This window comes from Paraburkholderia sp. BR10141, assembly GCF_056155635.1.
In genome coordinates, this window is record NZ_JBMIQH010000056.1 from 1 (window position 1) to 25,149 (window position 25,149).

Genomic DNA, 25,149 nt, shown 5'->3' on the forward strand with positions numbered 1-25,149 from the left:
GTACCCGTTGTTGGCAACCTGCCTCCCTCCAGATAAAACCATGCTCGGGATAATGCGCCTTATCTGGAGCACCAGATAAGGCACATGCGCGGCGCAAGCTCTACGACCTTTACAAACTGGATAGCTCACCGATTGCCGAAGAAGCATTGCGCCGCATTGGGGCGCTGTATGCTGTTGAGCGCGAGGTTCGCGGGGAAACGCCGGAGGTGCGCCTGTCTACGCGTCAGCAACGCTCGGCACCATTGCTCACTGAGCTGAAGGCCTGGTTCGAACACACGCTGTCACAGGTATCAGCGAAGTCGGGGCTGGCGAAGGCGATCAGATACTCGCTGGGGCACTGGCATGCACTCACACGCTATTGCGAAGACGGGCGCGTCGAGGTGGACAACAATACGGCGGAGCGCGCAATCAGGCCGCTCGTTCTCGGCAGGCGCAATTATCTGTTCGCAGGCTCCGACGGCGGTGGCCAAAGCGCGGCGGTGATCTATAGCCTCATCGGTACGGCGCGCCTGAACGGCATCGAGCCGTTTGCCTATCTGCGCACGGTGTTTGAGCGCATCGCCGATCATCCCATCAACCGCATCGACGAGTTGCTGCCGTGGCGCCTGATGCCGGCTGCACACATCGAGCAGCAAGCCGCCTGACAATCAATCCGATGGTCCAATCCCGCAAACCTGCCGTGCGCCTCGTCAAGGCGCCAGTGCCCGATTACGTGCTGCGCGTTGAACTGAAGTACATCAAGCCGGCAATCTGGCGACGAATCATCGTTCCCGGCTCGATCAGGCTGGGCAAGCTGCATGTCGTGCTGCAACTGGCCATGGGCTGGGAAGGCGGGCACCTGCACGAGTTCGTCTTCGGCGAAACCAACTATGGTGAACCTGATGACTTCGGATTCCAGAGCGATCCGCCAATGTTCAATGAAGCACGGGTCACGCTGGCGAAGGCACTGGGCGGGTTGAAGTCATTCACCTACATCTACGACTACGGTGACAACTGGCAGCATCGGATCAAGGTCGAGAAGGCTCTGGTGCCTGATCCAGACATGCGCCGGCCACTTTGCCTGGACGGGCAGAATGCATGTCCACCGGAAGACGTCGGTGGGGTGCCAGGATATGCCGACTTCCTCGAAGCGATCACCGATCCGACGCACGAGGAGCACGACCACTTCCTCGAGTGGTGTGGCGGCAGCTTCGATCCCGCCGCCTTCGATCTCGTGCTCGCAAATCAACTGCTCTCAGAGGTCAAGTTCTGATCGTCAAGACGGCCTCCGATTGACGCTTACGTTTCTCCAGCCTCGGACCACCACAGTGTTCGCACCACACGCGTCGGCGTGGCACATGCAGCACCACCCGGTACTCGAACAGCGGCAGATCACGCACGCGTCGCACGCTCGTCTCATGAACCTGCGAACAGCGCGCTCCACATTGCTCGCAATACATGACCTTGCTCACCGGCTTCAGATACAGCGAGAGCGTATGGCCTTCACCTTGTGGCCATTCAACCCGTTCCAGCCGATATCCTGTCCAGCAGCCCAGCGCCTGAAGTGCCTTGCGATCGAGCAACTCCGCCCCCTGAATTCCATAAAAGTCAGGACTCAGGTTACGCAATCATCCTCAGAAGCTCCACGGTTTCCTACGAAGAACCTTTTTTCTTGGGGCGTCTTTGTACCTATCTCACCCGATGCGTCGGGACACTGGGAAACGCGAATGAATATCGATCGTCAATCGACGCGAAGGAAAATCCTCCAAGTCGTGCGTGAGATGGCCGGAAAATATCCCACTGAGGACTACTGCGATGCTCGCCAGCGGTTCGGGTTGCTAGGGAAGATCAGGAGTCTCGCGGAGAACGTGATGCCGACCGCCAGACTGTGCTGGGAGTATGTCGGTCTGCACCGCTCGCATCTTGTCGATGAGTTCGAGTTTGCGCAGCAAGATAACGCCGCGCGATTCTGACGGCAACTGACACGGAGAGAGTGATGCGCTGCCGAAATCCAAGAATCTACGCAACGCTGCGTCGCCGATTTTGCCTCGAAGCGTTGAAGTTGATGGGCTTTAAATACACGAGCACAAGCGGATCGACGCTGGTAAAGCTCGGTGCATGCCGGACGCCTTATGCGACCGCGAGGCGTGATGGTGAACTCTGGCGCGTAACACCGCTAGTCAGCCCACGTGTATGGCGTCCGCATTGAACACGGTACGATGTTCAGAAGGCACAAGGGCAGGCAGGGACCGGAGTCTCTGTCTGCCCTTGTCCGAATCGTCGCTTTCCGTCCCTCAGGCTTTAGCGCAATCGCCGAGCGACAGCCAACGGGGATTCCTGGTCGCGTTAGAAGCGATGACGGATACCTACAGTCGCCACGGCTTGCGAGTTCGAATCCGATGCGGACACCCCTACGATGTCTGCGTGGATCTTGCCCTGACCGTCAACGACGCGCTGATACGCGGCTTCGGCGTATACGTCGGTGCGCTTCGACAACAGGTAGTCGCCTTGCAGAGTGAACTGGTGGTACTTCGGATTCACGCCTTCCAGGCTCGCGTCCGTGTACGTATAAGCCGCTGACAGCGTGAACGCGGGCGTGAAGGTATAGCGGCCGTTCAGTTCGTAGTTGGTGAAGTGGGCGCTGTCGCCGGCGAGCGACGTCGTAGTGCCCGACGATGTGATCGCCGTGAGATTGCTTAACTGCGTTTGCGTGAACACGAAGCCCACGTTTGCCGCGCCGAAGGCGTAGTTCAGGCCAGCGCCGTAGGTGCGCTGACGCGAAGCGGTGAAGGTGGCGTCGTCGCTGACTGCGCCGCTGCTGTTGATGCTCGAACCCGAGTTGTTCAGCTGCAGGTAGCCTGCGCCTGCCTTGAGGCCACCATACGAGTACGTTGCGCCGACGCTGTAGGCGCGGTTATTCGCGAATCCGCCCGCAGCGTTCGAGAAGCCATACAGCGCATTGAATTTGAAGCCGCCGTAGTTCACGCTCTGGTACTTGAGCGAATTGCTCACGCGGAACGAGTTGTTGAGGTTGTCGTTGTCGTATGGGTGCGAGGCAAGCGTGCCCCCGTATTGTGTACCGTTCAACGACAGGCCGCCGAGGTTGTCGACCACGCTGTCATATTGGCGACCCAGCGTGACCGCGCCGGCTTGCTCGCTCGAAAGACCGACAAATGCCTGGCGGCCGAACATGCGGCTGCCTTGGCCCGACTTACCGGTCGAAAGGTTGAAGCCGCTCTCGAGCACGAAGATCGTCTTGAGGCCGCCGCCGAGATCTTCACTGCCGCGCAGGCCCCAACGGTTGCCGTTGACGAGGCCGCTAGCCTGCTGGAAGTTCGAGCTGCCGCCCTGGTTCGACGTGTACGCGATACCCGAGTCGATCAAGCCATACAGCGTTACCGAGTTTTGCGCATGCGCTGCGCTTGCGAACACACCGGCAACGGCGGCCGCGACGAAAGTCTTGTTCATCTGCAATATCCTTTGAATTTCATAAGCCGCTCTAAAAGCGGATGCGCAGAATAACCGAGGCGCATCGTAATCGCGCAGCCACCGTTACCAACAAACAACGCCCCATATTTCATAATTTTTCATTTCAAATCCTTCCAATTTATTAACCTAAAATACGCAATTCATTCTTTCCATTTTTAACGCGTAAGATCCGTGCCTGTGTTGATGATTTGTCAAATTGGATGCTGAAAAATGAGCACGTGATACGCACCGTGAGAGCGCGCGCGAGGCGGGTACACAAGACGACATCAGATTTATGTGATGTATTCGATATGCGCGGTCTGTAATGTCGTGAAATAAAACACCGCGTAGAATTCTTTGACGTGGGCGTTAAACGCCCATAGAATGGATACAACTGATCGGGAACAACGAGAGGTCAGTTAGGTTCTTGTCCCGTAACTCAATCTGGTTGAAGAGGTTAATATGAAAAATATCGCATTCGCAGTCCTGACGGTTGTTGCAGGTTTCCAGTTCGGCATCGCTCACGCGGCTGAAGCTGACGCCAAGCCGACCCCGCAGGCGACCTCGGTCGCGCAGACGCACTCCAGCGACGCCAGGCAGGTCTCGTCGAACGGTATCCGTCACCCGCTGCTCGATGGCGAACCGCAGACGGGCTCCAACTGGGATTACTCCAGTGCCCACGATGTCGATGGCTACGCGGTGCCGCGTTCGTAAGCCGCCTGCCATACACCAAACGGGGAGGGCGCGTGCCGTCCCCAACTGACCACGCTTACTGAAGGGGTAGCAATAACATGAAGAAGATGCTTTTCGTCGCGCTGGCTCTTGCCGCAGGTGTCCTCGCAACTGCCCAGGCTGCTGAAGCGCCGGCCGCGAACGCAAACACGCAACCGACCGTCAAACAGACGAATGCCAACGACACCTGGAAAGTGTCGTCGAACGGCATCCGACACCCGCTTCTGTATGGCGATCCTCAGACGCGCGCAAACTGGGATTCCTCGGTCGATCACGATGTGGATGGCTACCCGGTTCCGCGCTCGTAAGCCCTCTGTCTAAAACCAACCCGGTGGAGGGCGTGTGCCTTCCCCAAAACGATCACGCTCATTCAAGGGGTAGCAATGAAGAAGATACTTTTCGTCGCACTGGCTCTCGCCGCAGGTGTTTGCGCAACTGCCCAGGCCGCCGAAGCACCGGCCGCGAACGCTAACGCGCAACCGGTCGCCACGCAGGCGCACTCCAACGCCACCTGGAACGTATCCTCGAACGGTGTCCGGCACCCGCTGCTCGATGGCAAACCGCAGTCGGGCGCCAACTGGGATTACTCCAGCGCCCACGATGTCGATGGCTACGCGGTGCCGCGCTCGTAGGAGGCAAACTCGGATATCCGGGGAGGGGGCGTGAGCCCCCTTTTTTTCGTTGCGCGGCATTAGGAGAGCCGTACCGTAGAATAGGAGGCTTCTCTAGTGGACCCTGGTCAAGACACCGCTGCTGCCTCGTGGGCGAGTTGTCGACGCCGCGTGAATCTCATGATGCCTTCTCACCTGCCTTATCCGAAAGGCGACTTGCGCCGGATGCTGACTGTACTTGCTGCGATTGACGTGCTGCCGGTAGCGACTATCCAGCTTGTCGCGGAGGCTGTGGGGCTGGACCGGCGTACTGTGAAGCATCTGATCGATCAGGCACGAGAGGAGGCCTGTGTATCGATTCGCAAGGATGGTTCCGTCTATTCGATCATTAACTGGGGGCCGCTCCTCAGGAAGGACGCGGCCATTCGGGCGCTGCGGACCGGCTTGTACCCCGAGGCGGATAACACCTAGAGAACCGTGAAGCGCGCTGCGTTCGATCGCACATTCACGCACACGCGCGATGCGCAGCAGTGAACGAAACCGAAGCACTGCTGCGCTCATTCATCTGTGTCATGCCGGCGTATGTTGCAAGATCCCGAAAGAAAACTACGCAATGTCGGGCATCTTTCGTCGATAAAATTACAGCGCTTTCCTGCGCATTTGCGGCAAGGACGACTCGCGCCGAAAGGTTCGCTCGCCGAAGCGCGACAACTTATTCCCCCCGTCATCCTCCCCAGCATAGGGGTTGCTCACTTGTGCTGTGGCTGCGACTCCCGCCGTTGGCCGCGGCCATCGCAACTCGGCGGCTGGGCTCTGCCCCTCTATCAAGTCCGGCTGCGCTCAGACGCGCTGTTTCATCGCGTCTCACAAAATGAGGCTATGTCGTCGGTTGTGCGGATAGCGTGATGCTGGTGGTGCGGGCTGTGGCTAGCGACGCGGTGAGGTTCTACCGCTGCAGCAGGCCTTCATTACGCGCCGTTACAAATACAAGTCAGATACACACAGATGAAGAATGCAACACACCTGCGTAGCGTGACCGGCACGATTCGGGAAGGCGCGGAGCATCTTCCCGTAAGACCACTGGTGCGGGCATGAGTAGCAACGCATCACCATCGCCTCGCAGCTTAGCTACGCTTGCTTCGTGGGCGTGGGGCCTGTGTGGCGCATTGATTGTTGGTCCTGCCTTGATGCTGTTTGCCTTTCTGGCGTTCGACAGTGGCTTTTCGTTCCGCAATCTCGCAAGCGACTATTACAGCGTTGCAGCGCTGGAGACGACGCGTCCCGCGACGCCCGGCTTTATCTCGATCGCTGCGTGTCCCGGCGTTTCAGCGCCGCTTCAGGCGCTTTCTGCATGTCCCGATGTCCAGCTGATACTTGTACCGGTGTCGAAGCTTGAGAGCGTGATGGCGGCGCGGTTGCGCTTCCTGTACGCGGTCGCGGTGGTGGTATCGGCGTTTGTCGTTGGCGCATACCGGTTGCTGCGTCGAGCACTCGCGGGTGTACCGGGCGCGTGCAGCTGGCCTCCAGTCGAGGAGCGTGATTCAGCTTTCTCCTTTTCGGGAAGCGTCCCGCCCGCGACAGCCGACCGGAAACAAGTCGGCGGCGCGGTCACGTTTGCCTCTGGTACGCGGCCGGGCTCATTGAATTACCGCTACCGCGACACCCCAGGAAAGTGAATGGTCAGGATGCCGTGCCCTTGGAGCTGAAAACAAGCCCGCTAGTGCGGGCTTTTTTCGAGCTTGCTAGAGCAGACGCGATTGCAGAGGCCTGACGATCCTACGCAGCAGCCTGTGTCTTCGCGCGTCACTACGATGCGAGATGCGCTTCTGGGGGCATGCAATCCGACAATGCCATGAAAATGTTCTATCACGCGTGATATTGTTTAAAACATGACGTGACAAGACATATATGGCCTGTATAATTTCGTGAGGCGGACGGTCTCCCACTTCTTTGCTTACTAAGGGACGCCGCGATGTTCGTCTGATCGAACAACTGCACGAGGGAGTCTGTATATGAAGAAAGTCATCGCAACATTGGTCATTGCTGCATCGGGTTTCGTCATCGATACGTCGGCTTATGCAAGTGACGCATGCGGGACAATCATCTGCTTGGCGGGACTGCTCCAGGGGTCGGGTGGGGGCAGCGAATGCGACTCCGCGGTGGCGGATTACTTCGATATCGTCCCAACGCGCCATGGTCACCCGGATCTCTCCGCCATGCCCAAGCAACGCTTGGCATTCCTGAATCAATGCTCTTCAGACGTCGGCACCTGGAAGACGGACATCAACAACGCGTATGGACAAACGTATTGAGCGGGCGTTCAGTCAGGGATGCGTTAGTAAGGTCCGATTTATGAAAAGTCACATGATCCTGCTGGATGACGGTGCGTTTTTTATCAAGCGCAGTATCAACGGCGACGCGGCGTCTGCGAGTGGACATCTTCTGCACCGCTGCGGCTCCGGTGATGGTGTGCTCGATGCGTACGAATGCGTTGGCACCTATCAGCGCGAGGCGTCCGGCGCGTGGGGCGCATCCGTCAAAGTACCTTGCGACGTTGCAACCGGAAGCAACACGCGCAGGCTTGGGACGTTCAAGACCAACCACGATGCAATAACCGCTTTGTGGAAAGCGCGGCGTGATACCCGCGTTACGTGCCAGGAGTAGCGCAAACAGCGCACCGCACCGGCCGGCAGCCGGAAGGGAGCTGGAAACAATGAAAGTGGCCGTCTGCGAGGCCCGCCGTGCTCATCGCGTCGAAAAGCGTGCGCGAACTGAGGTTGTCATTACGCGCAAGGCCGTTATACGTGCATTTTCCGCCCCCGGCATTTCGCGTCAGGCGGCGATGGCAATTGCGCGGAAGTACATGGGCAGCAGCCCCGTTCCTCCTGCATGGGGGCAACTTGGTGTGCGTGGGACGTTCGATAGAAAGATTGAGCGGCGCTGGTCGAGGTTCATCCGTCGTTTGCGTCCAGCAGGATATGCGGACACGCAAGGGCGTTGGGTTCAGCCTTTTGTGCAGACTGCCCATGACTTTGGCATCGCACTGGAACAGCGCGGCGCCGCTCCGATCGTGAAGCTGTTGCGAACCCCTGCGCACGGGTAATATCTCGTCAAATAAAGATGACGCAGGGCGCAATGTTTCTGCTAGTATGACGTATAAGGTCACGTTAAGCAGGAACAGCAAGTATGGCTCCCAGTCTTTCTCCGTCAGCATCGCAACAGGCCTCCGCGTCGCCTGTCTCGCGTGCCTTCGCCCTCATACTGGCGGTACTCGCTACGAGCACTTCAATCTGGATCTCCGTGATTGCTGGCTGGGATCGCGGCGGTCAACTTGGCGAACGGCTCGCCTGGGTTCTCATGGGCCTGGTCCTGCTGCTTGGTGCCCATCTCATACCGGCCCTGTGCAGCCGCGCATCGACTGTTGTGCGTCTGCCCGCGCTTTGCATCTGGCTTGTGTCGATGGTTGCGACGGGATACGGCCATGCAACGTTCTTTGTACTTGCGCAACAGCATTCGGGGGCGCTCCGTGCCGCCGCACTGCGGCCGGGCTTCACTGCGCCGGCGTCGATTGTCGGCCGGACACCAGCCGACATCGCGCTCGAGAGGGCGAGGGTCACGCGGGATCTTGCTAGGGCGAACGCGCAGACGTGCGAGTTGCGCTGTGCCGGCCTGCGTGTCACGCGTACGACGCTCGCCGCGCAGCTTGCAGCGCTCGATGTTGAATTCGGTGAGGCGACTCGCGGTGAGCGCCTGGCAGACGATGCCCGTGCGCAGCAGGCGCGTTTTCAGGCGCGGCTTGACGCGGCGCGCGTCGATCCAGTGACAGCGCGAATTGCGCAGACCTTTGGCGTTGCAACAGGTGCGGTGGACCTATGGCTTGCCCTGAGTTTCGGCCTCTTGCTGGAGTGCGTCGCGTGCCTTGGCTGGCTGCTCGCGCTGCGTCAAGACGCGGCGTCAGCCGAAGACAGTCGAAACGCAACTACCGGTCTAACGATTCAGGCAATCGCCAACGCTGCTGATGCAGCGCCGTCATTCAGCGAAAGTGCGGCCGAGTTGCAGGCCGCAACAAGTAATCAGACGCTGGCGATCGGGGATGCAGATGCGGCAAGCGAAACGTCTCCATGCATGGATCTCGCGCGCGTCGAGGCAGCGGTAGAAGCAAGAAGTATCAGACCCACGGTGATCGAGATAAGGAGTTTTTTGCGGTGCTCGCAGAGCAGGGCGCTCAAGATGCGCAGACACCTTATGTCGCGTCCCGACTCGGAGCACCTGACACGTCAGGGAACGCCTGCTTCGGCCCTGACACATTGAGTTCTGTTGCGGCCATAATGGTGTGTACGCAACAAACACGGAACAGAACAGAGGATCGGTTCACTTTAAAGGAGTCCAATATGCACGCACTGCTCAACGTCCTTGGCTGCGGCGCCGTAGCGTTCGGTCTGTACTATGGCGTCTACTGCGTTCTCCGCTATTTCGGGCACGTCGCGAAGACGACTGACATACATTTCTACTGACTCATTCGATAGGGTAGATAGCGACTGGCCCGATACGGTTCATTGCCTGTTTGAACCGGCGACGGATACGCAAGAGTTCCTTTCCTGCTGGTAAGGTGCGAAGAGGCACGCACCCTAGTCATGCTAGCGGCGGACGCGTATAATTCGATGTACTTTTTATCGTAACTCCATGCCTAGCATGGATTTAGCCCGCCACTTCGGCGGGCTTTTTTCTTTGCAGCGAGCGAACGACGCCCTGGCGGCTCTGCGATCAGCGACGCCTCGACGTTCCGCTAGAGTGCACATGTGCACGAACTATGCCGCGGCGCGTTGATTTGTAGACTCGCTTGCGGCGAAGTCGCTAGGCGAGGCACGGTCTGTTTCTCAATCTGTTCCCCCGGACGGATCAATGCCTGTGGAGGCTTACATGCGCCGCTGCGAAAGGCAAAATCAGCCGCGAGTGCGGAATAGCGCCCGATGCGTCATATAGTTCGCATGGCGTCATGTTATCCGTGATAGTGTGACGCATTGCGCACAATTAGGGGTATTTGAATGCCCGACTTTCGCTTTGATGACGTCATCGTTGCGGACGACGCTCAAGACATCCAGAGCTACCTTGCTGAAGCTCACGCAGCGAAGATCCGGCCGCTGTGCCTTTGCCATCCTGACGGTGTGCCGATGTACGTTGCGAAGGCGGGCAAGGCGTTCATCATCAAGCGGATGCCCAATAGCGGCGCAACGCATTCAGCAGATTGCACGTCGTATCGTCCGCCCGAAGAGATATCGGGCATGAGTCAGGTGCTGGGCGAGGCCATCCGCGAGAATGATGAGGACGACACGACTGCACTCAAGCTCGATTTCAGCCTGTCGAAGCAGGGCGCCCGCACCGCTCCAACTGCGTCTGGGCAAACCTCCGATACGGTGCGCGCTGATGGGGCCAAACTCACGCTGCGCAGTACACTGCATTACCTGTGGGACCAGGCAGAACTGAATCGATGGACCCCCGGTATGGCAGGCAAGCGCAGCTGGTATGTCGTGCGCGCACGCATCGCCGCCGCGGCCGAGCGCAGCGTTACGAAAGGTGCCCCACTCTCGACTCAGCTATACATGCCGGAGCCTTTCGTCAGCGATCAGGCGACGCAGCTGCGGCAGCGGCGCATCACGCACATGGCCGGCCTTGCCAGCAGCCAGAAGGCGCGCAAGCTCATGATTGCGATCGGGGAGATAAAGGAAATCGGCGCGGCACGCTATGGCTTCAAGATCGTCGCCAAGCATCTGCCGGACTTCCCGCTGATGATGGAGGAGGCAATCTATCGACGCTTCCGCACACGCTTCGCAAGCGAGCTCGACATCTGGAGCAGCATGGAGTCGTCGCACCTCGTTTTCATCGCGACATTCGGCCTCGGGGCGACCGGAATAGCTTCAATAGAAGCGATCGCCGTGATGCTCGTGAACGCGAACTGGCTTCCCTTCGAGCATATGTACGACGCGATGCTGCTCGATTCGCTAGTCCAACAGCGGCGCCGCTTCGTGAAGGGTATGCGCTACAACTTGCCCGAAAGCAAGCCACTCGCGTGCGCAGTCCTCTCCGATGTGCCGCTGCATCCGAGCGGTGTTGCGTTGTACATCCGCAAACCGGGCCTGGAGCCGCACGACGTAGAGGAGCTGGACGCTCTCACCGAGCAGAGCGAGATGCCATCGTGGATCTGGGACGCCAGCGAGGAAATGCCGCGCCTACCAGACAACGTGCTCAAGGTTGAACCTCCCGCGCCTCCGAGTGAGCCCGCTGAATCGGCATGGTGAAGTCGGAACGCCATTAAGGCACAAGGCTGGCCAGTGGGTGCAGACAGACCGGATCCGCCGAGCCAGCCGAGTTTCGATGGCATGGAGCCGGATACTACGCGCTCTGCACGGCGACGCAGCTGACCGTGACGCGCTCGAAAAGCGCGAGGCGCATGCCAGCCGCCACTGGCAGTGACTTCTCGCCGTGGCATACAAGGCGTATTATGTTTTCGACTATCGGGAGAGGTGCGCAAACATGAAGACGTACGAATCGGTTCAAGCGCAGATCGCGAAGCTGGAGAAACAGGCACAAGCACTTCGCGCTAAAGAAGAGAACGCCGTCCTCGAAGAACTTCGCGCAAAGATCGCGAAATACGGTTTTACCGAGAAGGATCTCTTCGGCCGCAAGCGACGCGCGCCGAATGGCTCGGCCAAGGCTACGGCCAAGTCAGCCGTCGCGCCGAAGTATCGGGATCCGAAAACCGGTGCGACCTGGTCCGGCCGCGGCCGCGCGCCGCTCTGGATTGCATCGGCAAAGAACCGGGATCGCTTCCTGATCGCTGCCGAGTAACATCACTGGGTGACCGACGCCCGCGTTTCGCTGACGCCGATCTACCAAGTATTGCGGAGTAGAAGGGGAGCCGCGGTGGTGGATGTCGCTTCCTCAATCAGCGCGCAAGACCTGATGCTCGCGACACCCCATCGCATACCGTTTTCGCGGGAAGGCTGGATCTTCGAACTGAAGGTCGACGGGTTCAGATGTCTTGTCGACAAATGGGGCGACGAAGTAGCGATAACCAGCCGGCAAGGAAAGCCCTTCAACCATTCATTTCCTGAAATTGTGGAAGCGGTTGCTGCCGTCCCCGGAGATTTCGTGTGGGACAGCGAGCTTGCAATCGGTGGCGGTCGCGGGGGCGACGGCTTTTGGGCTACTCATGGAGCGTTTAAGCACGACGTCACCGCGGAATATTCCGGCGGCCGTTCGCCGACACCCTGCACGAATTTTCGTTTTCGATATGCTCCTATTGGGAAAGCGCGATTTGCGCCAACTGGAGCTTACGGAGCGGAAGGCTTATCTGCGAGACGCCTTTGACAACACAGAGCGGCTCGTCTATCTCACAGACGTCGAATGCGTCGGCAAACTCGTTTTCGAGCAGCTGAAAAGCCACGACTTTGGGGGTATGGTTGCAAAGCGAAAGTCATCGACTTACACGCGCGGACGGTCGCTCAACTGGATAAAGATCAAGAACCCGAATTACGGCCGACCGGGAGCGCTAGGCTTTGGCCATACCGGCGAATAGCAAAGCTTCGAAAAGTAACACCCTCATGACGCTCGGGATGCCCCGCGCCCACCGCCGAATGTCCCTAACCCACAGACGCCGTTCGGCCGGCTTTTTCCGCAGTGACTGCTTCCTATATCCAAGCAGTCCATAGCAACCTCGGTTGTATCGAGTGTCGATTCGCAATAACCACGTTAGTTAACGCAAATAGCCCGCACGCCCGACGCGAAAACGATTATTTGCTTACGTACCAATGTTATTGATATCTGCGCGTCCGATGTCGCGAAGGAGCATCTTCGGTTCTGCTTTCGAGATCGCCCAAATGTTCCGCTGCCGGAACCTCGATCTGTTCGCCCGGGAAAATAGCACTACCGTTTGCTTGATTTTTCCTTCAAATACGCCTTTCATTTTCTCCAACAAGGTTCCAAAAGGCGCAGTTTTCCGACGGGAGGACGTATGGCTACGTGGCTCGATAGGTACTTCGAAGGGAACGAAGGGACGCAGAGTTTATTCGTAACGTTTTCGGCAACTTCTACGGTGCTCAAGTCTCCACCTGCTGTTGGGGTTTACGTGATCGAATCTTTCTGGACCCATGTCAGCCTTAAGCGGGATGACCTCTTCATACCGCCGAACAAGGTACGGCAGAAACGCCTCACTGGCTTATCGCCGTCAGTCATTTACCGAGAAGGCACCAATCCCGCGCGGAAAATATATGGCGACCAGGTTGCTCCATACTCGCCGATTACGATCGTGCCAACGCAAAGCGGTGCATATGACCTGTATATGGGTGAGCCGGCATCGCAGGTGCACTTCCCAGATATCGATACGAGCGAGGAGGGAAAGATTCAAGGCGGATACGTACGCGGTTGGCAATTCCACCTCGAGATTCTGAACTTCGAACCGCACCCTCAACTAGAGACGCCGGTGCGTACGTTCGAAAGAACGGTCGGCCCTTGATGGCGAGGCGTGAAGAGCGGTAGGGGACGTCTCAAAATGGATCGGGCGTTCCTTTACGTTGTGCGGCGCGCCGTAATGCGTACTCGGCGCGCAAGTGCACGCAGCGCGTCGCCGATCTATTGCGCGAGGATCACCGGACTACGCGTCTGCGCGAGCAGTTCACAGCTGCGATGACGGACTAACCCTGCCAAAATCGTCTCAGTGTCGTGCTACTTGCAGCGGTACAGTCGGTACATGTCAGCGAACCTAGGGCCGAGCCCTGCGAAGGGCAAGACCTTCGAATTCGTGCGGCTCAAAACGAGCATTTCGGACATCGTTCTCCGATGCTTCTGGAACGCCCGCCCGCTGGACATCCGTGCGGCAAACCAAAGGCGACTACGATGAAACAGTTTCCACTCTCTCGTGAGACAAAGAACTTTTTCGATGAACTGCAGCGTCTGCACGAGCACACCGATATTTTTGCCGTCTCGATTCAACCGAGGCACCCTGAGTTTGGAAAGGTGTCCGCTGCGGTGAACGATTTGGCGCTCTCGGTGGCAGGAGACTTACGAGTACATCTCGGCCTTGAGGGAGAGGCTTCGGTTACAGCCGAACTGGGGGAGGGTCCTGACGAAGGGAGCGGACCGAAACCGATGGTCATTATCACCTTTACGGCCGGATGCAGGAAACACTATGTGCTCTATGACCAAGCTGGCTTCGCTTACTATCTCTTCGACGTTCGAATGCCTTGTCTGAAGGCGTGATCGCCAAGCGACTGGACTCGAGCTATCACCGTGGCTACTCCCAAGACTGGCTCAGGATAAAAGACCCCAACTACAGGCGGGGCACAACTGAGCCCCCTGAGCCGTAGACCGTATTAGTGTCGCCACGCCACCGGATGACCGGACCGGGCCAAGGAGCGCCGGTCCATGCAGTTTCGGAGTGCCCACTTTGGAAGCGGTCGCGGGGAGGCCCACTCGCTTGCCGACAGTTGGCCGCCGACCCGCCTGTATCGGCCGAGGGTTGCCGTTCGACAACGGTTCGTAGATCGCCGACGGGGCGGCCGCAAGACCGCTTCGCTCACTAAACAACCCGCTTGACTGGTGAAGATTAGGCGCATCCTCTGGCTTAGCCGCCATTAGATTGCGGAGTCTGAGCAGGTCGTTTCGTAGTGTTGGATAACCATCGAGGGGTCGCGCTTGCCACATGCTGAGAGGCCAAGACGGCGAGAGGCGCGCGCGGAGCCACTTCCATCATTCCGGAAACGCCGGCATGGTTCGTGATTCGAGCGACTGCTCGCGTGGACTCTTGACCGTGGCGTTTTTGCCTCTTGGTACGCGTCGCCGCTAATGATCTGGATACGCTGAGCGGTTGTCGGGTCGATCTCGATCGTGTTGTGAACCAACATTAGGATGCGCCCGTCTTGGAGGCGGTGCACGAATAATGGCTGCGGTTCCACCCGATCCAAGTTTCCGCCAGTGGGGTTAGCAAAAATATAAAAGCCGACCATTGCGCCAAAGCCGCGCGCCGGGGTTGGCAACCGCGTCACCTCTTTGGCAGGCTCTTTGTGGTCTGGCCTGAGCTCTGATTCGGCGACAAGGACGAAAAATTCATGTGTAAAGAAGTCTCCAGCCGGAACCTGTGGGCTCTTCCAGCGTGCGAAGTGACGGCCGGTACTTGGTACAAACGGGGCGTTGGCGAGGGCCTCAAACCGCATCGACCATTGGTAGCTTCCGCTTTCGTGCAGGCTTATTTTATCGCTTTGAGAAATGCTGCTCGATATGTAGATATCGCTCTTATTAATATAAACGGACCAGACTGCAGAGCGTCGACCGTTTGTGTCGACCATAAAGCGAAATGTTTTTCGTTTACTCATAATTTTAGGGGAGACGAATACAGATTCGAGCCGATGCGCAAGCAAGCTAATTGGTGGCAATTCGCGAGAATACCATTGCTTCGCAAACGGCTTTGGGTGGCTGCTTCGGCCTCGGCTGGCAAGGCCATGCTTTGCAACACGGGGCGAGGTGCCTATTTGAACTTCAGCTCGAACCATCAACCTTCTCGCGAAAACACCCGACGCTCGCGTGTGGCCAGCATCAGGTCAGAAGCCTCGATGGTTTTCGTCACGATCACGACGTCTCCAGAGCACCCCACCTGTCGACTGTTTCATCTGGGCCTCTCGGTCACTGGGCCGATGCGTTGCATCTCCTGCATCAAACGTCGCCGGATTCGCCGGATTTCTTTGCGCGCGTAGTCGATTGTCGCGCTGTCCTTGTCGACATGCCAGAGCGTTTCCGCGACCATCGCATCAAGTTCCGAGAGGGCGTGCCGGGCTGTCTGCACTTCAAGTGCCAGCTGTTTCACTTCAGGAATCGGATGCTCACGCCATGCGCGGCGAAGATCCTTGTAGGTCGGGGTGACGAAAGGCGGCAAGCCGAAGCGCGCGCGTTCGCCGCGCACCCGGCGTTCCTTCGCCCAGTCCACATCGCTCTCCGGCAGTTCGACGATCAGACTCTCCCCGCGGCGACGATCGCGTTTGGTGTGCTCGAGCTTTCGCGAGCGCATGTCGTCGTAGGCGAACCAGTCGCACCTCGCCTCGTCATCAGTCATCCAGATGGGCGTCTCGACAAAGCAGGCACGGGACTCGTCCCAGTACGCCCACTTCCATTCAAATAGGGGTTCCATCATCATTCCCGGTAACACTGTATAAATATACAGTATCATGCAGATCCACCACGCGCTAGGCTGTGCCGGATCCGGCGAACGAGGAGACGTGAATGTGCACGAACTACGCAGCTGCTCGACGTGACACCTTCTTCAAGCACTATGGAATCGAGCCCCCGAAAAGTGCGTGGCGCGATGACGTGTGGAAGGACTACCCCGCGCCGATCATGCGCCGGCTTGACGGTGAACTGCACGCAGACGTTGCAACGTTCGGCATCGTTCCGCGCCGGCACATACCGGACGGCGTCAGGGTCTTCGACACGATGAACGCTCGCGCAGAGACAGTAGGGGAGAAACGCAGCTTCAGCGGTGCATGGAAGAAGCAGCAACTCGTTTTGATTCCGTGCGGCGCCTTCTACGAACCCAACTACGAGAGCGGGAAGGCAGTGCGCTGGAGGATCGGGATGGCAGACGATGCGCCGTTTGCGATCGCGGGGCTGTGGCGCGAGTGGAACGAGCCGGAGGGCCTGGCGCTTTCATTTACCATGCTCACCGTGAACTCGGACGAGCATCCGCTGATGAAGCGATTCCACAAGCCTGGCGACGAGAAGCGCTCGGTCGTGATTGTGCGACCGTCCGACTATGAAGGGTGGCTCGCCAGTAGCTCGATGGACGAAGCGCGCTCCTACTTGAATCTCTATCCGGCGGACGAGATGCATGCTGTCGAGGATCCGGCTCCGCCTCGCAAGAAAAAGACGACGGAAGCGGCATAGCCTGGATACCCGGACATTTCGAGCTGAGCTTATGAGTCACTTTGACGAACTACCGCGTCGCCACCGGAATCACGAGATCGAGGACGACGCAATCGCCGCCTTCCAGATGCGGCTTCGCGATAGTGGCGCGTTCATTCTGCAGGCGACGGATCGCAAGGACTACGGGACCGACTGCCAGATCGAGGTGATCGCCGATGGGCGCGCCACCAATGCGCGGGTCCACGTCCAGCTCAAGGGAACTGAGAGCGCGCTGAACGCCAACGGCTCGCTCAGTGTCGGGGTAGACCGCACGAACCTCAACTACCTGCTGATGCAGCCTTACAGCTTTTACGTCGCCTATCACTTGCCGACGCAGTCGTTGCGCATTCGCACGGTAGAAAGTGTTGTTCATCAATATGAGCATGGCGGAACGAACTGGAGCGACCAGGCATCGCTGACCGTGTCGTTCGTTGATGAGCTGACGGTGACACGTCTTGACCGGATCGCGGAGCTCGCCTGTGCCTGGGCGAGGGCATCACGCGATCGGCGGGTCGGTGTGGTCGGCGTGAGCGCGACGGACCTCTCCAGTCAGGTTCTCGCGTCTGCGCCGGACGTCCATGTGCCCGACGATCCGGTGCTGGCGCGCAAGCTGCTCGTGCAGCTGTATGAGCAGAACGCAGACGATGCGATCAGCGCCGGATTCGCCAGCTTCGCTGCCGCTCTGGGCGCCGGCAGCGACGAAATGGGCATTTGCTACATGGCCGAGATCAATCTCGGCATGGACGACCTGTGCCACCACCCGGAGCGGATCGAGGAGGCCATCCGCTTTTTCCGCGCGAGGCTCACTGACGGTCGTCATCAGGTCAGCGACCTGCAATACACGATAGGAAACGCCTTTCACGCTCTCCAGGACGAGCAGGAAGCAAAGCGCGCGTTTGAAGCCGCCCTCGCCGACCCGATGCTCGCTGCCGCCCCTGATCTGGCCGCTCAGATCCACAAGAACCTCGGCTCCAGCTACGCGCTGCTCGGCGACCATGACCCGGCGGTGGATCACTACCACGAGGCTTTGCGGTTGAATCCCGAACTCGCGGAGGCTCACACTGCCCTGGGCATCCACTATGTCCGCGTGGGCAGGTACGAGGATGCGCTGCATCATCTCGACCAGGTCATCTTTTCGAATCAGCGGCAGGGGCGGACTTTCACGGTCACCGGCTGGCGCGCCAACGTCCTTTTCAACCTTGGCGATGGCCGGGCGGCGTTTCGCGAAATCAACGGCCTGGTGGCTCAGGCTGACCGCTTCCGATGGATCTGGCCGTGGTGTAGCGGTCTGGTTGCTGCCTTCGGGCGCTCGAGTGTGGACAACGCCCGCCAGGCCTTGCCCTTCTGGCAGCGCTACGTCAGGGCGAACCCCGAGGATCCCCAGGCAAGGTACGAGCTTCTCATGACAACGTTCTATCTGCGTGGCCAAGGGGAGAGCATCGGGAAAACGTACAGCGAGTTCTGCGAGGAATTTGATCGGCACATCGCCCAGATCGACACCGACAATGCCGCGCTGCCCTGGGATCGTCTGGGCCACTGGGCGCAGGAAGACGAGGACTGGGAGGAAGCGGAGCGCTGCTTTCGCCAGGCTCATGAACTGGCGGGCGGCGAATACGGCTTTTGTCTCGCGATTGCCCTCAAGGAATTGGGGCGGTTCGATGAGAGCGTGCCACTGCTGCTGGAGCAGGCTCAGACCGTTCAGCCGGACGCCATGAGCTGGTTCCAGCTCGCCGCTTCATACGCCAGCCTCGGTCGCTGGCCAGAGGCGATCGATGCTTACGAGAGGACTCTTACGCTCGACCCGGACCATGACCTGGCGAGGTTCGATCTTGGCGGGGCGCACTGGAACAGTGGTGATCCAGCAACGGCGGCGGTGGTTTGGGCGTCGGCGATAGCACGCTTCCCCGAGCATGATCTTAGCGCCAAGCTGAAGCACGATTTTCGTTCGTTGTTTGGCGATCCCGCCGCTGGCCAAACCGGCGATGGCGCTGGCTAGAGGTTTCGCGCCGTGAAAGGGACTCGGCCCAGATCCCTGACAACCTGTGTCAGGAAGCGCGAGCGGAGCCGATTATCAAGCGAGCCGAGCGGTGTTACCGTAACGGCTATTGGAATTTCAGCCGGCGCTCGAGCCGGATTCTGCCAATGAAAGTATCGACGTTCCGGGGTGACGTGCCCTTCGCAATGCGCCTCGCCCGGAAAATGCCCGTGCATAAAGTCAGCATGGAGGAAGCCTACCGGTCTATCAGGAACCGGCTCGCCCGCTACAGCGCGATCTCGGTTCTGAACGCCGCGTTGCACATGCTGTGGAATCCTCCTGCAGACCCGCTGGAGGAACTGAGAAGTGCCCCGTGGTTAACCATGCTGATCGTCAAATGGGCGCTCCAGGACAACGCCGTCAGGCTACAAGGCGGTGCCGCGATCACGATAGCCGAGATGGACGCGATTCGGCAGAAGTTGTGGGACATGCCCGAGCATGTGCGCGAGGCACATCCGAAAAACGTCTTCCTCATGCTGCGCAGCCTGATGCATCCACAGGTAGAGTTCCAGCGAAAGGAAACCCGGAACTACATGCGCTGGGCCGCACTGTATGCACGGCTGCCGAAGAACGGTACGGACCGACAGCAGTTCCGAGCCGCCTTTGGGATGGAACCGGACGATTTCCTCGTGCTCTCGTTCGCCCTGTACGCAGCCGTGCTGAACGGGGAAGTCCCGCTAAATCGCGACTGGATGATGCCTCTGCGCGCGACGTATGGCGACAAGGTCGACGGGATTTTCGATGTGTTTGCGCGGGACATAGTTACCCTGCGCGAGGAGTTGCAGAAGGACCCGGCACAACGTCTCCACGGAATGAACGAGCTGTACGAATTCCCGTACTTGAAGCGCTTTCCGCTGCTCCAGTTGCCTAACGGACTGATCCATTGCTGGCATAGGCTGGTGTTCGCGCGGGGGATCGAGGAAATCGTTCACCTGCGGCTTACCGATCTCTTCGACTCTCGATACACGGCCTCTTTCAGTCGCGTGTTCGAGAGTTACGTCACCGAGCTCGCGGGAGAGTCGGGGTTGAGCCTGATGGACGAGGCCGAGTACAAGCGTCTCGTTGGCCCGCAGATGCCCTCGGTCGAAGTCATATTCGACGGCGACGATGATTGCAACGTCTTCGTCGAGGCGAAGCTGAGCAAGTTCGAGGACGACAGCATCGTGGAGGACAGCCCGTTATGGGCGCATAGGAAGATGCGGCGAGTGCGTGAAGCGCTTGAGCAGGGATGGAAGGTGGGGAAGGTGGTTCGCGAGAACGGGGCTCTGGCAGCGCGCTTCGCAAAGCGAGAGGATTTCCTTCTGATCGTCACCAGCCGCGAGCTCTTCATTGGCGGTGGGCAAGCGCTGCAGCGCCTGATACCGGAAGAACATAGAGGTTATCCCGACGCGGCCGCTGAGCACACGCTGCCGCTCTCGAACGTCTTCGTGATGGGAATAGAAGAATTCGAGCGGCTGGTGGGTGCGGTGCGCAAAGGTGACGTCACTCTGCCACGTCTTTTGCGCGACGCCGCGAAAGCCAATGACGACGGGGCAACCTCACGGATGTTCTTCAGCGACTTCTTTCGGAGTCAGGTCGGTCCTACGGGATGGACGAGCCCTCGACTGATCAAAGACGCCCAGGAAAGGGTGGACGCACTGATTGCTCATGCGATGAGCCTGCCGTCGTCTGAAGACGCATAGGCCTGCCTTCGGCGGATCAGGCGGGTGCGGGAGCGGCACGTGTGAACGCAGCGGGCCATATGCTCGAGGCCGGACCAGGGCACACGGTGGATAGCGCGAGGGCTGCCTCGAAGCTGATGGAATGAGAGAAATCGACCATGCTGACTGATGTCTTCTTTCGCAGGTACGCAAATCGCCCGATTTTCGAAAGCGTCGGACAGAAGGAATCTGCGCTCTTTGTTCAGGCATACAGAATCGTCAATGAGCAGATCTGGAAGTACTACGGGTACGACGAGAAGGTAGACGAGACTGTCAAGACGATCTGGACTGGTATTCACGACCGCCTGTCAATGGAGTTCGGGGTCAAGGAACTGTCGCCGAAGTACTACTCCTACCAGACCGAGTGGATGGGCAAGCCTTGGACGAACTCAGGTTGGAACGACATGAACTTCGTGGTCGAGCAGTGGCTGAATTTCAATTTCACTGACGGCCTGGACCCCGACATGTTCGTCAAGCGTCGCCTGAGCTTCGTCGAATTGGCCTTCCGCACTCGAGAGGAGCAGGTCGCTCAGGCGAATGCCGAGTTTCCGCAACAGCTGGCCCACGCCGAATTGCAGGACAAGTTGCGCCGGAAACCCATGACGCTTCCTGGCAAGCTGGCCGACAGCGTGCGCGCCATCAATGAGGGCATGAACAGGGCATTCGCGGCAAACGTACATGAGTTGAACGAGCGCCTGAAACAAGCTGGTATGCCATTGCACTACCACAACGGGTTCTTGCAGATTACGCAGGATGAGCAGCTCCAAAATCAGGTCGAGCAACCATTCTGGCTGTTGTTGAAGGACGCCCAATGGAAGAACGTCAGCATTGATATGGCTGAGGCGATCGATCGCCGAGACACGGGCGGTCGCGATCCATCGTTCTACGCCGCGAAGGCGCTTGAAAGCACCATCAAGATCATCTGCGAACTCAAAAAGTGGACTACCGGTAAGGAAAAAGGGGTGTCCGACTTCCTGAATCACCTTCAAAGCAAGGCGAACGGCGCATTCATCGAGGGGTGGGAACGGCAATCAATGCAGCGGTTCTACAGCGACGTGCGGAACGACCTGGGCCATGGACCCGGCTCCCAGGAGATGCCCAATTTCACGCCGCAGCAGATCGATCAAACCATCGAGTTTTGCATGTCGTGGGTCAAAAGCTTGATCAAGCGACTGCAGTGACACATTCATAGCGACGCCCTACGCGTCACCGTGTCGTCGTTGTCGCGTGGCGTCAACAGACGGCCCGGATGATCGGCAATCTGGGTTGCCCGCCTGGAAAAAGCCGCAATCCAAAGAACTCCACTCACGTGAGCGACGCCGGTCGCTCACGCTGACGCCGTTGATCCCGTTGTTAATAAGGATTGCGTAGCAAACGTCGCTAATTATATTTATGTAAAATTCGATAGGCCGAACAAAGCCGGCCACAAGCGCAAACCCGCCCGCCCGAAACATCCTCCTTCCTCAGCCCCGACTTCCGTCAGGTGTGCACGCAGCATTTGCGGACCCCCAACGGGCGTGCGACCCGCGTTGCCCGCGTTGCCCGGGTTGGACCGTCATGGCCACCACCGAGTGGTATCGGCGCGGCGACATGGTGTGACCTTGATTTCCCTGCAATTTTCCGGTTAGGGCCAACAAAGCCAGGTGCCGGGCCGCCTTTTGGCCCTTTACAAATTACCTTTGCAATCAAACACCTGCTGACTACCCGTTTGAGGGGCTCACACCTTCGTTTGCGAGCGTTGTAGCCCGATGCACGCCGCAAAGCATGATGAAAAGCCAATATTGCAATTCAGCAAAGCATCAGGGAGGGCAACCGGAGGGAGTCGTGCTCTATGGGTACGCCGCACCGGGCCGTGCGTGAGGTGAAGAATAATGGCCAGCTTCCCGAGGACATAAAGGTGCGCTCCTCGAAACGCCTCAATAATCTGATCGGACAGGTTGATGCATCGCATTCGCAAGGGCCAATTCGACCTATCTACTCTCTTGCGAACATCACTGCTTCCGCTATCTGGAATGCTGTCCTAACCGATAAGGTATCCTTATCTATAAGCGGCACGCGGGAACGTCACATGTTTGCACACCAGATCCGGTAATTGCGACGGTGGCCGCCCGCTTACGTAAGAACTAAGAGCACCAACAATTGCAATGGCTGCAATACTGCTCTGCGTCAACTTGACGCCGATGTAGTCAACAAGGCTTTCGACGGCGTGCGTAAGTACCGCACCGCGACCGCGACCGCGAGCACGAGCCGATCCAGCCTACTACGGCTTGCCCAGATTCGTATTGATGCAGTCTGCCAACACGTTTGCGTCGACAGGTTTCTCAAAAATGGCGATGACACCATCCTTGTTCAGTTTCGCAGTGAGATCGGCTGTCGGAAACGCCGTGATAAAAATTACGGGTACAACGAAGCCCTGACTTACGAGTCGGTCGTGCAGCTGCACCCCAGTTATATTCGGCATTCTCACGTCGGTAATCAGGCATGCGACGTCACTCATGATGTTCGACCGCAAGAATTCGAAACCGGAGGCAAACGGGCGCACATCCCAGCCCATCGAATTCACCAGACCAGCGATCGCGATCCTGACGGCCGCGTCATCGTCCACGACAGCAATAGTTCTTTTTTTGGTTCGGTATGCACGTGAATTCCAGACAATGTAAGTCTTTCATCTTGCCCTGAATCGGCGAAACGCAACGACACGATGAGTAGCCTAGTCCTTAAAGACCAGTCCGGGAAGAGTACAAAGGTGCGGGGTATGCTAGCCCTTTGGTAAGCGCAATGTCCGGTGACCGAGCAACGCCACAGCGCTGTCTGCAGGTAGCCAGAGATCGACCCGTGCGCTCGCAGCCAGCTGCGGAAATACTCCCCCGTGATGCAACTGCTCGCGCGATTACGCATAGGGTACTAGCCATTTTTTGCACGCGAAACAATGCCCAACGCGATCCGAGCTTGCTGACAAGCTCGGCAACCGAACGCACAGACAATTTTTTCATGACCTGTCCGCGATGCATTTTCACCGTGACTTCGCTGACATTCATTTCTGTAGCAATCTGTTTGTTCAGGAAGCCGGCGAGAACGAAACCGGCAACTTCCCGCTCGCGAGGCGTGAGACTTTCGTACGCCGCACGCACCAAGTCGACGGACCGTTCGACGCTCAGCCGCTCCCGATCCTTCGCCAGCGCGTGCGATACAGCGTCAAGCACGTCCTGGTCGCGGAACGGCTTGGTCAAGAAGTCCATGGCACCAGCTTTCATCGCCTTCACTGACATTTCAATATCACCGTGACCAGTGATAAAAACAACGGGCATTCGCAAGCCGTGGCGGCTCATCGCGTCCTGAAACTCCAGACCATTTTCGCCACGCAATCTAACATCGAGGATCAGACAGCTCGGAGCATTCTGCTTCGAGGACGCCATAAAGTCCTGTGACGAAGCAAATGTCTCGACTGACAGCCCGACAGATTCAAGCAACCCGCGAAGACTCCTACGCATCGCGTCTTCGTCGTCGACGACATACACAATCGATTCAGGGGAGTTCGCGGAGGCCTCGCATGAAACGATGACAGGTTTGACAACAGACATACGCCCCTCAGGAAATCGCGCTGTGTAAACAAGTTTAACGTCGCGTTCTTAAGCATGCAGTTACACCCGAACTGGGCCTCATGTGAGTCGCCGGGTGTATTCTGATGTGACAGAGCGAAAAGGGCGGCAGATGAATGCTACCTATGCTTACGGCCATGAAGTCCCGACGCAACTGACTGCGATCACTGACCGGGATGTCAAACTCGATCTCATTGCGGACGCGTTTGCCACGTTCTGATGAAGCGCGAATCGCAGCGCAATTCAGCCATGATCGCCGCACGCGAGGCCCCTTCGTCGAGCAGCAGGATCAACCGCGCACGCCTCACGTGGCCGACGGCCATCGTGCGGCTGCGCCGCATCGACATCAGTTCTTCGCGCTCGGTCTCACTCAGATTCATCTTGCCCATGCACTATTAGATCGGTGCAATTTCAATGGTTCAATGGACTAGTATCAAGCAAGACGCAGACAATTTGGAAAAGAGGTTTTCCACTAGAGAAACTAGAAGCATAGGCGAAATGAAAAAGAATGGAGAATATTTGGCTAGCATCCTGGATCTTAATCCAAATCACATTCCCCTTCTCGAGAGCCTAAAGCGGAAGGCCCATAATCATTTGAAGGTACAATATGGCATCAACGAATTCGATGACGTTGATTTGTATTTCCATTTCCCGTATCCAGACAGCACGACAACGCTGCACCTGCACATCCGCGCTAATCAGGGACTGCATCCCTTGGAGAAAGCGAAATCGTTCACTCTTGACGAGTTAATAGATGGATTGTCGTCGGGGAAAAGGATCGACGACATAATTTTGGACCGTCAGGCCACGTACAATGGGAAGATATTCAGAGATCCGGACAGAAGCATCGAGGAATTTCAGAATCTCCCGGGAGTCACTGTATCCAGTGACTCAGAGAATCTTCACCGCCTGAAAGGCTCGTCAAGCCAACCACTATGGATGCGTTCGCGAGACGATCTGTTCTTATACAGATGACTATCATCGGCCTGAGGGTGTGTGGAAAGGCTTTGTCCGGATGGGTACAAGTTCCCGTGCTATGGACGCGACTATGCATTTTTGACGCAAACCGGTTTGCCGAA

The 25,149-nt window shown here is 58.1% G+C and carries 27 protein-coding genes and 3 pseudogenes; 23 read left to right on the forward strand and 7 right to left on the reverse strand.

Annotation, left to right across the window (positions count from 1 at the left end):
- Window positions 1-80: 80 nt before the first annotated feature.
- Window positions 81-644: pseudogene (gene tnpC, locus ACOJB8_RS38545) on the forward strand (IS66 family transposase); the annotation flags it as partial.
- Window positions 645-655: 11 nt separating this feature from the next.
- Window positions 656-1,252 carry a plasmid pRiA4b ORF-3 family protein gene (locus tag ACOJB8_RS38550; protein ID WP_475017462.1) on the forward strand — a complete coding sequence of 199 codons (597 nt, stop codon included), beginning with the start codon at window positions 656-658 and terminating at the stop codon, window positions 1,250-1,252.
- Between the two features lie 31 nt (window positions 1,253-1,283).
- On the opposite strand, the pseudogene ACOJB8_RS38555 reads toward ACOJB8_RS38550, so the two are convergent.
- Window positions 1,284-1,562 (reverse strand): annotated as a pseudogene (locus ACOJB8_RS38555) (transposase family protein); the annotation flags it as partial.
- 144 nt (window positions 1,563-1,706) lie between these two features.
- Here ACOJB8_RS38555 and ACOJB8_RS38560 point away from each other — a divergent pair.
- The gene (locus tag ACOJB8_RS38560) at window positions 1,707-1,952 is read left to right on the forward strand and encodes a hypothetical protein (RefSeq protein ID WP_475017416.1); all 246 of its coding nucleotides are present in this window, start codon (window positions 1,707-1,709) and stop codon (window positions 1,950-1,952) included.
- Between the two features lie 373 nt (window positions 1,953-2,325).
- Here the strand turns inward: ACOJB8_RS38560 and ACOJB8_RS38565 are convergent, their stop codons facing one another.
- Window positions 2,326-3,447, reverse strand: a complete 1,122-nt coding sequence (locus ACOJB8_RS38565; RefSeq protein WP_475017418.1) for a porin — start codon at window positions 3,445-3,447, stop codon at window positions 2,326-2,328.
- A gap of 462 nt (window positions 3,448-3,909) precedes the next feature.
- On the opposite strand from ACOJB8_RS38565, the gene ACOJB8_RS38570 reads away from it, so the two are divergent.
- From ACOJB8_RS38570 to ACOJB8_RS38640, 15 genes and pseudogenes are all read left to right on the forward strand, one after another.
- Window positions 3,910-4,161 carry a hypothetical protein gene (locus tag ACOJB8_RS38570; RefSeq protein ID WP_475017420.1) on the forward strand — a complete coding sequence of 84 codons (252 nt, stop codon included), beginning with the start codon at window positions 3,910-3,912 and terminating at the stop codon, window positions 4,159-4,161.
- A gap of 77 nt (window positions 4,162-4,238) precedes the next feature.
- A complete protein-coding gene (locus ACOJB8_RS38575; RefSeq protein WP_475017421.1) occupies window positions 4,239-4,487 on the forward strand; it encodes a hypothetical protein in 249 nt (82 codons plus the stop codon).
- A 75-nt stretch (window positions 4,488-4,562) separates the two neighbouring features.
- Entirely contained in the window at window positions 4,563-4,811 is a 249-nt protein-coding gene (locus ACOJB8_RS38580; RefSeq protein ID WP_475017423.1) for a hypothetical protein, read from the forward strand.
- 159 nt (window positions 4,812-4,970) lie between these two features.
- Window positions 4,971-5,261, forward strand: a complete 291-nt coding sequence (locus ACOJB8_RS38585) for a hypothetical protein (RefSeq protein WP_342925084.1) — start codon at window positions 4,971-4,973, stop codon at window positions 5,259-5,261.
- 620 nt (window positions 5,262-5,881) lie between these two features.
- Window positions 5,882-6,466, forward strand: a complete 585-nt coding sequence (locus ACOJB8_RS38590) for a hypothetical protein (RefSeq protein ID WP_475017425.1) — start codon at window positions 5,882-5,884, stop codon at window positions 6,464-6,466.
- Window positions 6,467-6,802: 336 nt separating this feature from the next.
- Entirely contained in the window at window positions 6,803-7,102 is a 300-nt protein-coding gene (locus tag ACOJB8_RS38595) for a TrbM/KikA/MpfK family conjugal transfer protein (protein WP_475017427.1), read from the forward strand.
- A 52-nt stretch (window positions 7,103-7,154) separates the two neighbouring features.
- Window positions 7,155-7,454 carry a hypothetical protein gene (locus ACOJB8_RS38600; RefSeq protein WP_475017428.1) on the forward strand — a complete coding sequence of 100 codons (300 nt, stop codon included), beginning with the start codon at window positions 7,155-7,157 and terminating at the stop codon, window positions 7,452-7,454.
- A 49-nt stretch (window positions 7,455-7,503) separates the two neighbouring features.
- A complete protein-coding gene (locus ACOJB8_RS38605) occupies window positions 7,504-7,893 on the forward strand; it encodes a hypothetical protein (RefSeq protein WP_475017429.1) in 390 nt (129 codons plus the stop codon).
- 83 nt (window positions 7,894-7,976) lie between these two features.
- Window positions 7,977-9,101: a hypothetical protein gene (locus tag ACOJB8_RS38610; RefSeq protein WP_475017431.1), complete on the forward strand. Its 1,125-nt coding sequence runs from the start codon at window positions 7,977-7,979 to the stop codon at window positions 9,099-9,101.
- 734 nt (window positions 9,102-9,835) lie between these two features.
- Window positions 9,836-11,086: a DUF1173 domain-containing protein gene (locus ACOJB8_RS38615; RefSeq protein ID WP_475017433.1), complete on the forward strand. Its 1,251-nt coding sequence runs from the start codon at window positions 9,836-9,838 to the stop codon at window positions 11,084-11,086.
- Window positions 11,087-11,321: 235 nt separating this feature from the next.
- Entirely contained in the window at window positions 11,322-11,636 is a 315-nt protein-coding gene (locus ACOJB8_RS38620; protein ID WP_475017435.1) for an H-NS histone family protein, read from the forward strand.
- A 114-nt stretch (window positions 11,637-11,750) separates the two neighbouring features.
- A pseudogene (locus tag ACOJB8_RS38625) lies at window positions 11,751-11,897 on the forward strand (ATP-dependent DNA ligase); the annotation flags it as partial.
- 103 nt (window positions 11,898-12,000) lie between these two features.
- Window positions 12,001-12,366 carry an ATP-dependent DNA ligase gene (locus ACOJB8_RS38630; RefSeq protein ID WP_475017438.1) on the forward strand — a complete coding sequence of 122 codons (366 nt, stop codon included), beginning with the start codon at window positions 12,001-12,003 and terminating at the stop codon, window positions 12,364-12,366.
- A 435-nt stretch (window positions 12,367-12,801) separates the two neighbouring features.
- A complete protein-coding gene (locus ACOJB8_RS38635) occupies window positions 12,802-13,302 on the forward strand; it encodes a hypothetical protein (RefSeq protein WP_475017439.1) in 501 nt (166 codons plus the stop codon).
- 380 nt (window positions 13,303-13,682) lie between these two features.
- Window positions 13,683-14,045, forward strand: a complete 363-nt coding sequence (locus tag ACOJB8_RS38640) for a hypothetical protein (protein ID WP_475017442.1) — start codon at window positions 13,683-13,685, stop codon at window positions 14,043-14,045.
- Window positions 14,046-14,419: 374 nt separating this feature from the next.
- On the opposite strand, the gene ACOJB8_RS38645 is transcribed toward ACOJB8_RS38640, so the two are convergent.
- Both ACOJB8_RS38645 and ACOJB8_RS38650 read right to left on the reverse strand, forming a co-directional pair.
- A complete protein-coding gene (locus tag ACOJB8_RS38645; RefSeq protein WP_475017444.1) occupies window positions 14,420-15,334 on the reverse strand; it encodes a hypothetical protein in 915 nt (304 codons plus the stop codon).
- 113 nt (window positions 15,335-15,447) lie between these two features.
- Window positions 15,448-16,005: a hypothetical protein gene (locus ACOJB8_RS38650; RefSeq protein ID WP_475017446.1), complete on the reverse strand. Its 558-nt coding sequence runs from the start codon at window positions 16,003-16,005 to the stop codon at window positions 15,448-15,450.
- A 53-nt stretch (window positions 16,006-16,058) separates the two neighbouring features.
- Between ACOJB8_RS38650 and ACOJB8_RS38655 the strand changes: the two genes are divergently transcribed.
- The 4 genes from ACOJB8_RS38655 (at window position 16,059) to ACOJB8_RS38670 (ending at window position 21,652) form a co-directional block, all read left to right on the forward strand.
- Window positions 16,059-16,718: an SOS response-associated peptidase gene (locus ACOJB8_RS38655; protein ID WP_475017448.1), complete on the forward strand. Its 660-nt coding sequence runs from the start codon at window positions 16,059-16,061 to the stop codon at window positions 16,716-16,718.
- Between the two features lie 31 nt (window positions 16,719-16,749).
- Complete coding sequence (locus ACOJB8_RS38660) at window positions 16,750-18,732, forward strand: tetratricopeptide repeat protein (RefSeq protein WP_475017449.1); 1,983 nt, start codon at window positions 16,750-16,752, stop codon at window positions 18,730-18,732.
- 146 nt (window positions 18,733-18,878) lie between these two features.
- Entirely contained in the window at window positions 18,879-20,453 is a 1,575-nt protein-coding gene (gene gapS1, locus ACOJB8_RS38665) for a GapS1 family protein (protein WP_475017451.1), read from the forward strand.
- 137 nt (window positions 20,454-20,590) lie between these two features.
- The gene (locus tag ACOJB8_RS38670; RefSeq protein WP_475017453.1) at window positions 20,591-21,652 is read left to right on the forward strand and encodes an AbiJ-NTD4 domain-containing protein; all 1,062 of its coding nucleotides are present in this window, start codon (window positions 20,591-20,593) and stop codon (window positions 21,650-21,652) included.
- A 1,079-nt stretch (window positions 21,653-22,731) separates the two neighbouring features.
- Here ACOJB8_RS38670 and ACOJB8_RS38675 read toward each other — a convergent pair.
- The 3 genes from ACOJB8_RS38675 to ACOJB8_RS38685 form a co-directional block, all read right to left on the reverse strand.
- On the reverse strand, window positions 22,732-23,076 hold the full coding sequence (locus ACOJB8_RS38675) for a response regulator transcription factor (protein WP_342923327.1): 345 nt from the start codon (window positions 23,074-23,076) through the stop codon (window positions 22,732-22,734).
- 112 nt (window positions 23,077-23,188) lie between these two features.
- The gene (locus ACOJB8_RS38680; protein ID WP_475017455.1) at window positions 23,189-24,052 is read right to left on the reverse strand and encodes a response regulator transcription factor; all 864 of its coding nucleotides are present in this window, start codon (window positions 24,050-24,052) and stop codon (window positions 23,189-23,191) included.
- A 209-nt stretch (window positions 24,053-24,261) separates the two neighbouring features.
- Window positions 24,262-24,459, reverse strand: coding sequence for a hypothetical protein (locus tag ACOJB8_RS38685; RefSeq protein ID WP_475017458.1), 198 nt, complete (start codon window positions 24,457-24,459; stop codon window positions 24,262-24,264).
- A gap of 109 nt (window positions 24,460-24,568) precedes the next feature.
- Here ACOJB8_RS38685 and ACOJB8_RS38690 point away from each other — a divergent pair, with 109 nt between their 5' ends.
- On the forward strand, window positions 24,569-25,045 hold the full coding sequence (locus tag ACOJB8_RS38690; protein ID WP_475017460.1) for a hypothetical protein: 477 nt from the start codon (window positions 24,569-24,571) through the stop codon (window positions 25,043-25,045).
- The last annotated feature ends 104 nt before the right edge of the window (window positions 25,046-25,149 follow it).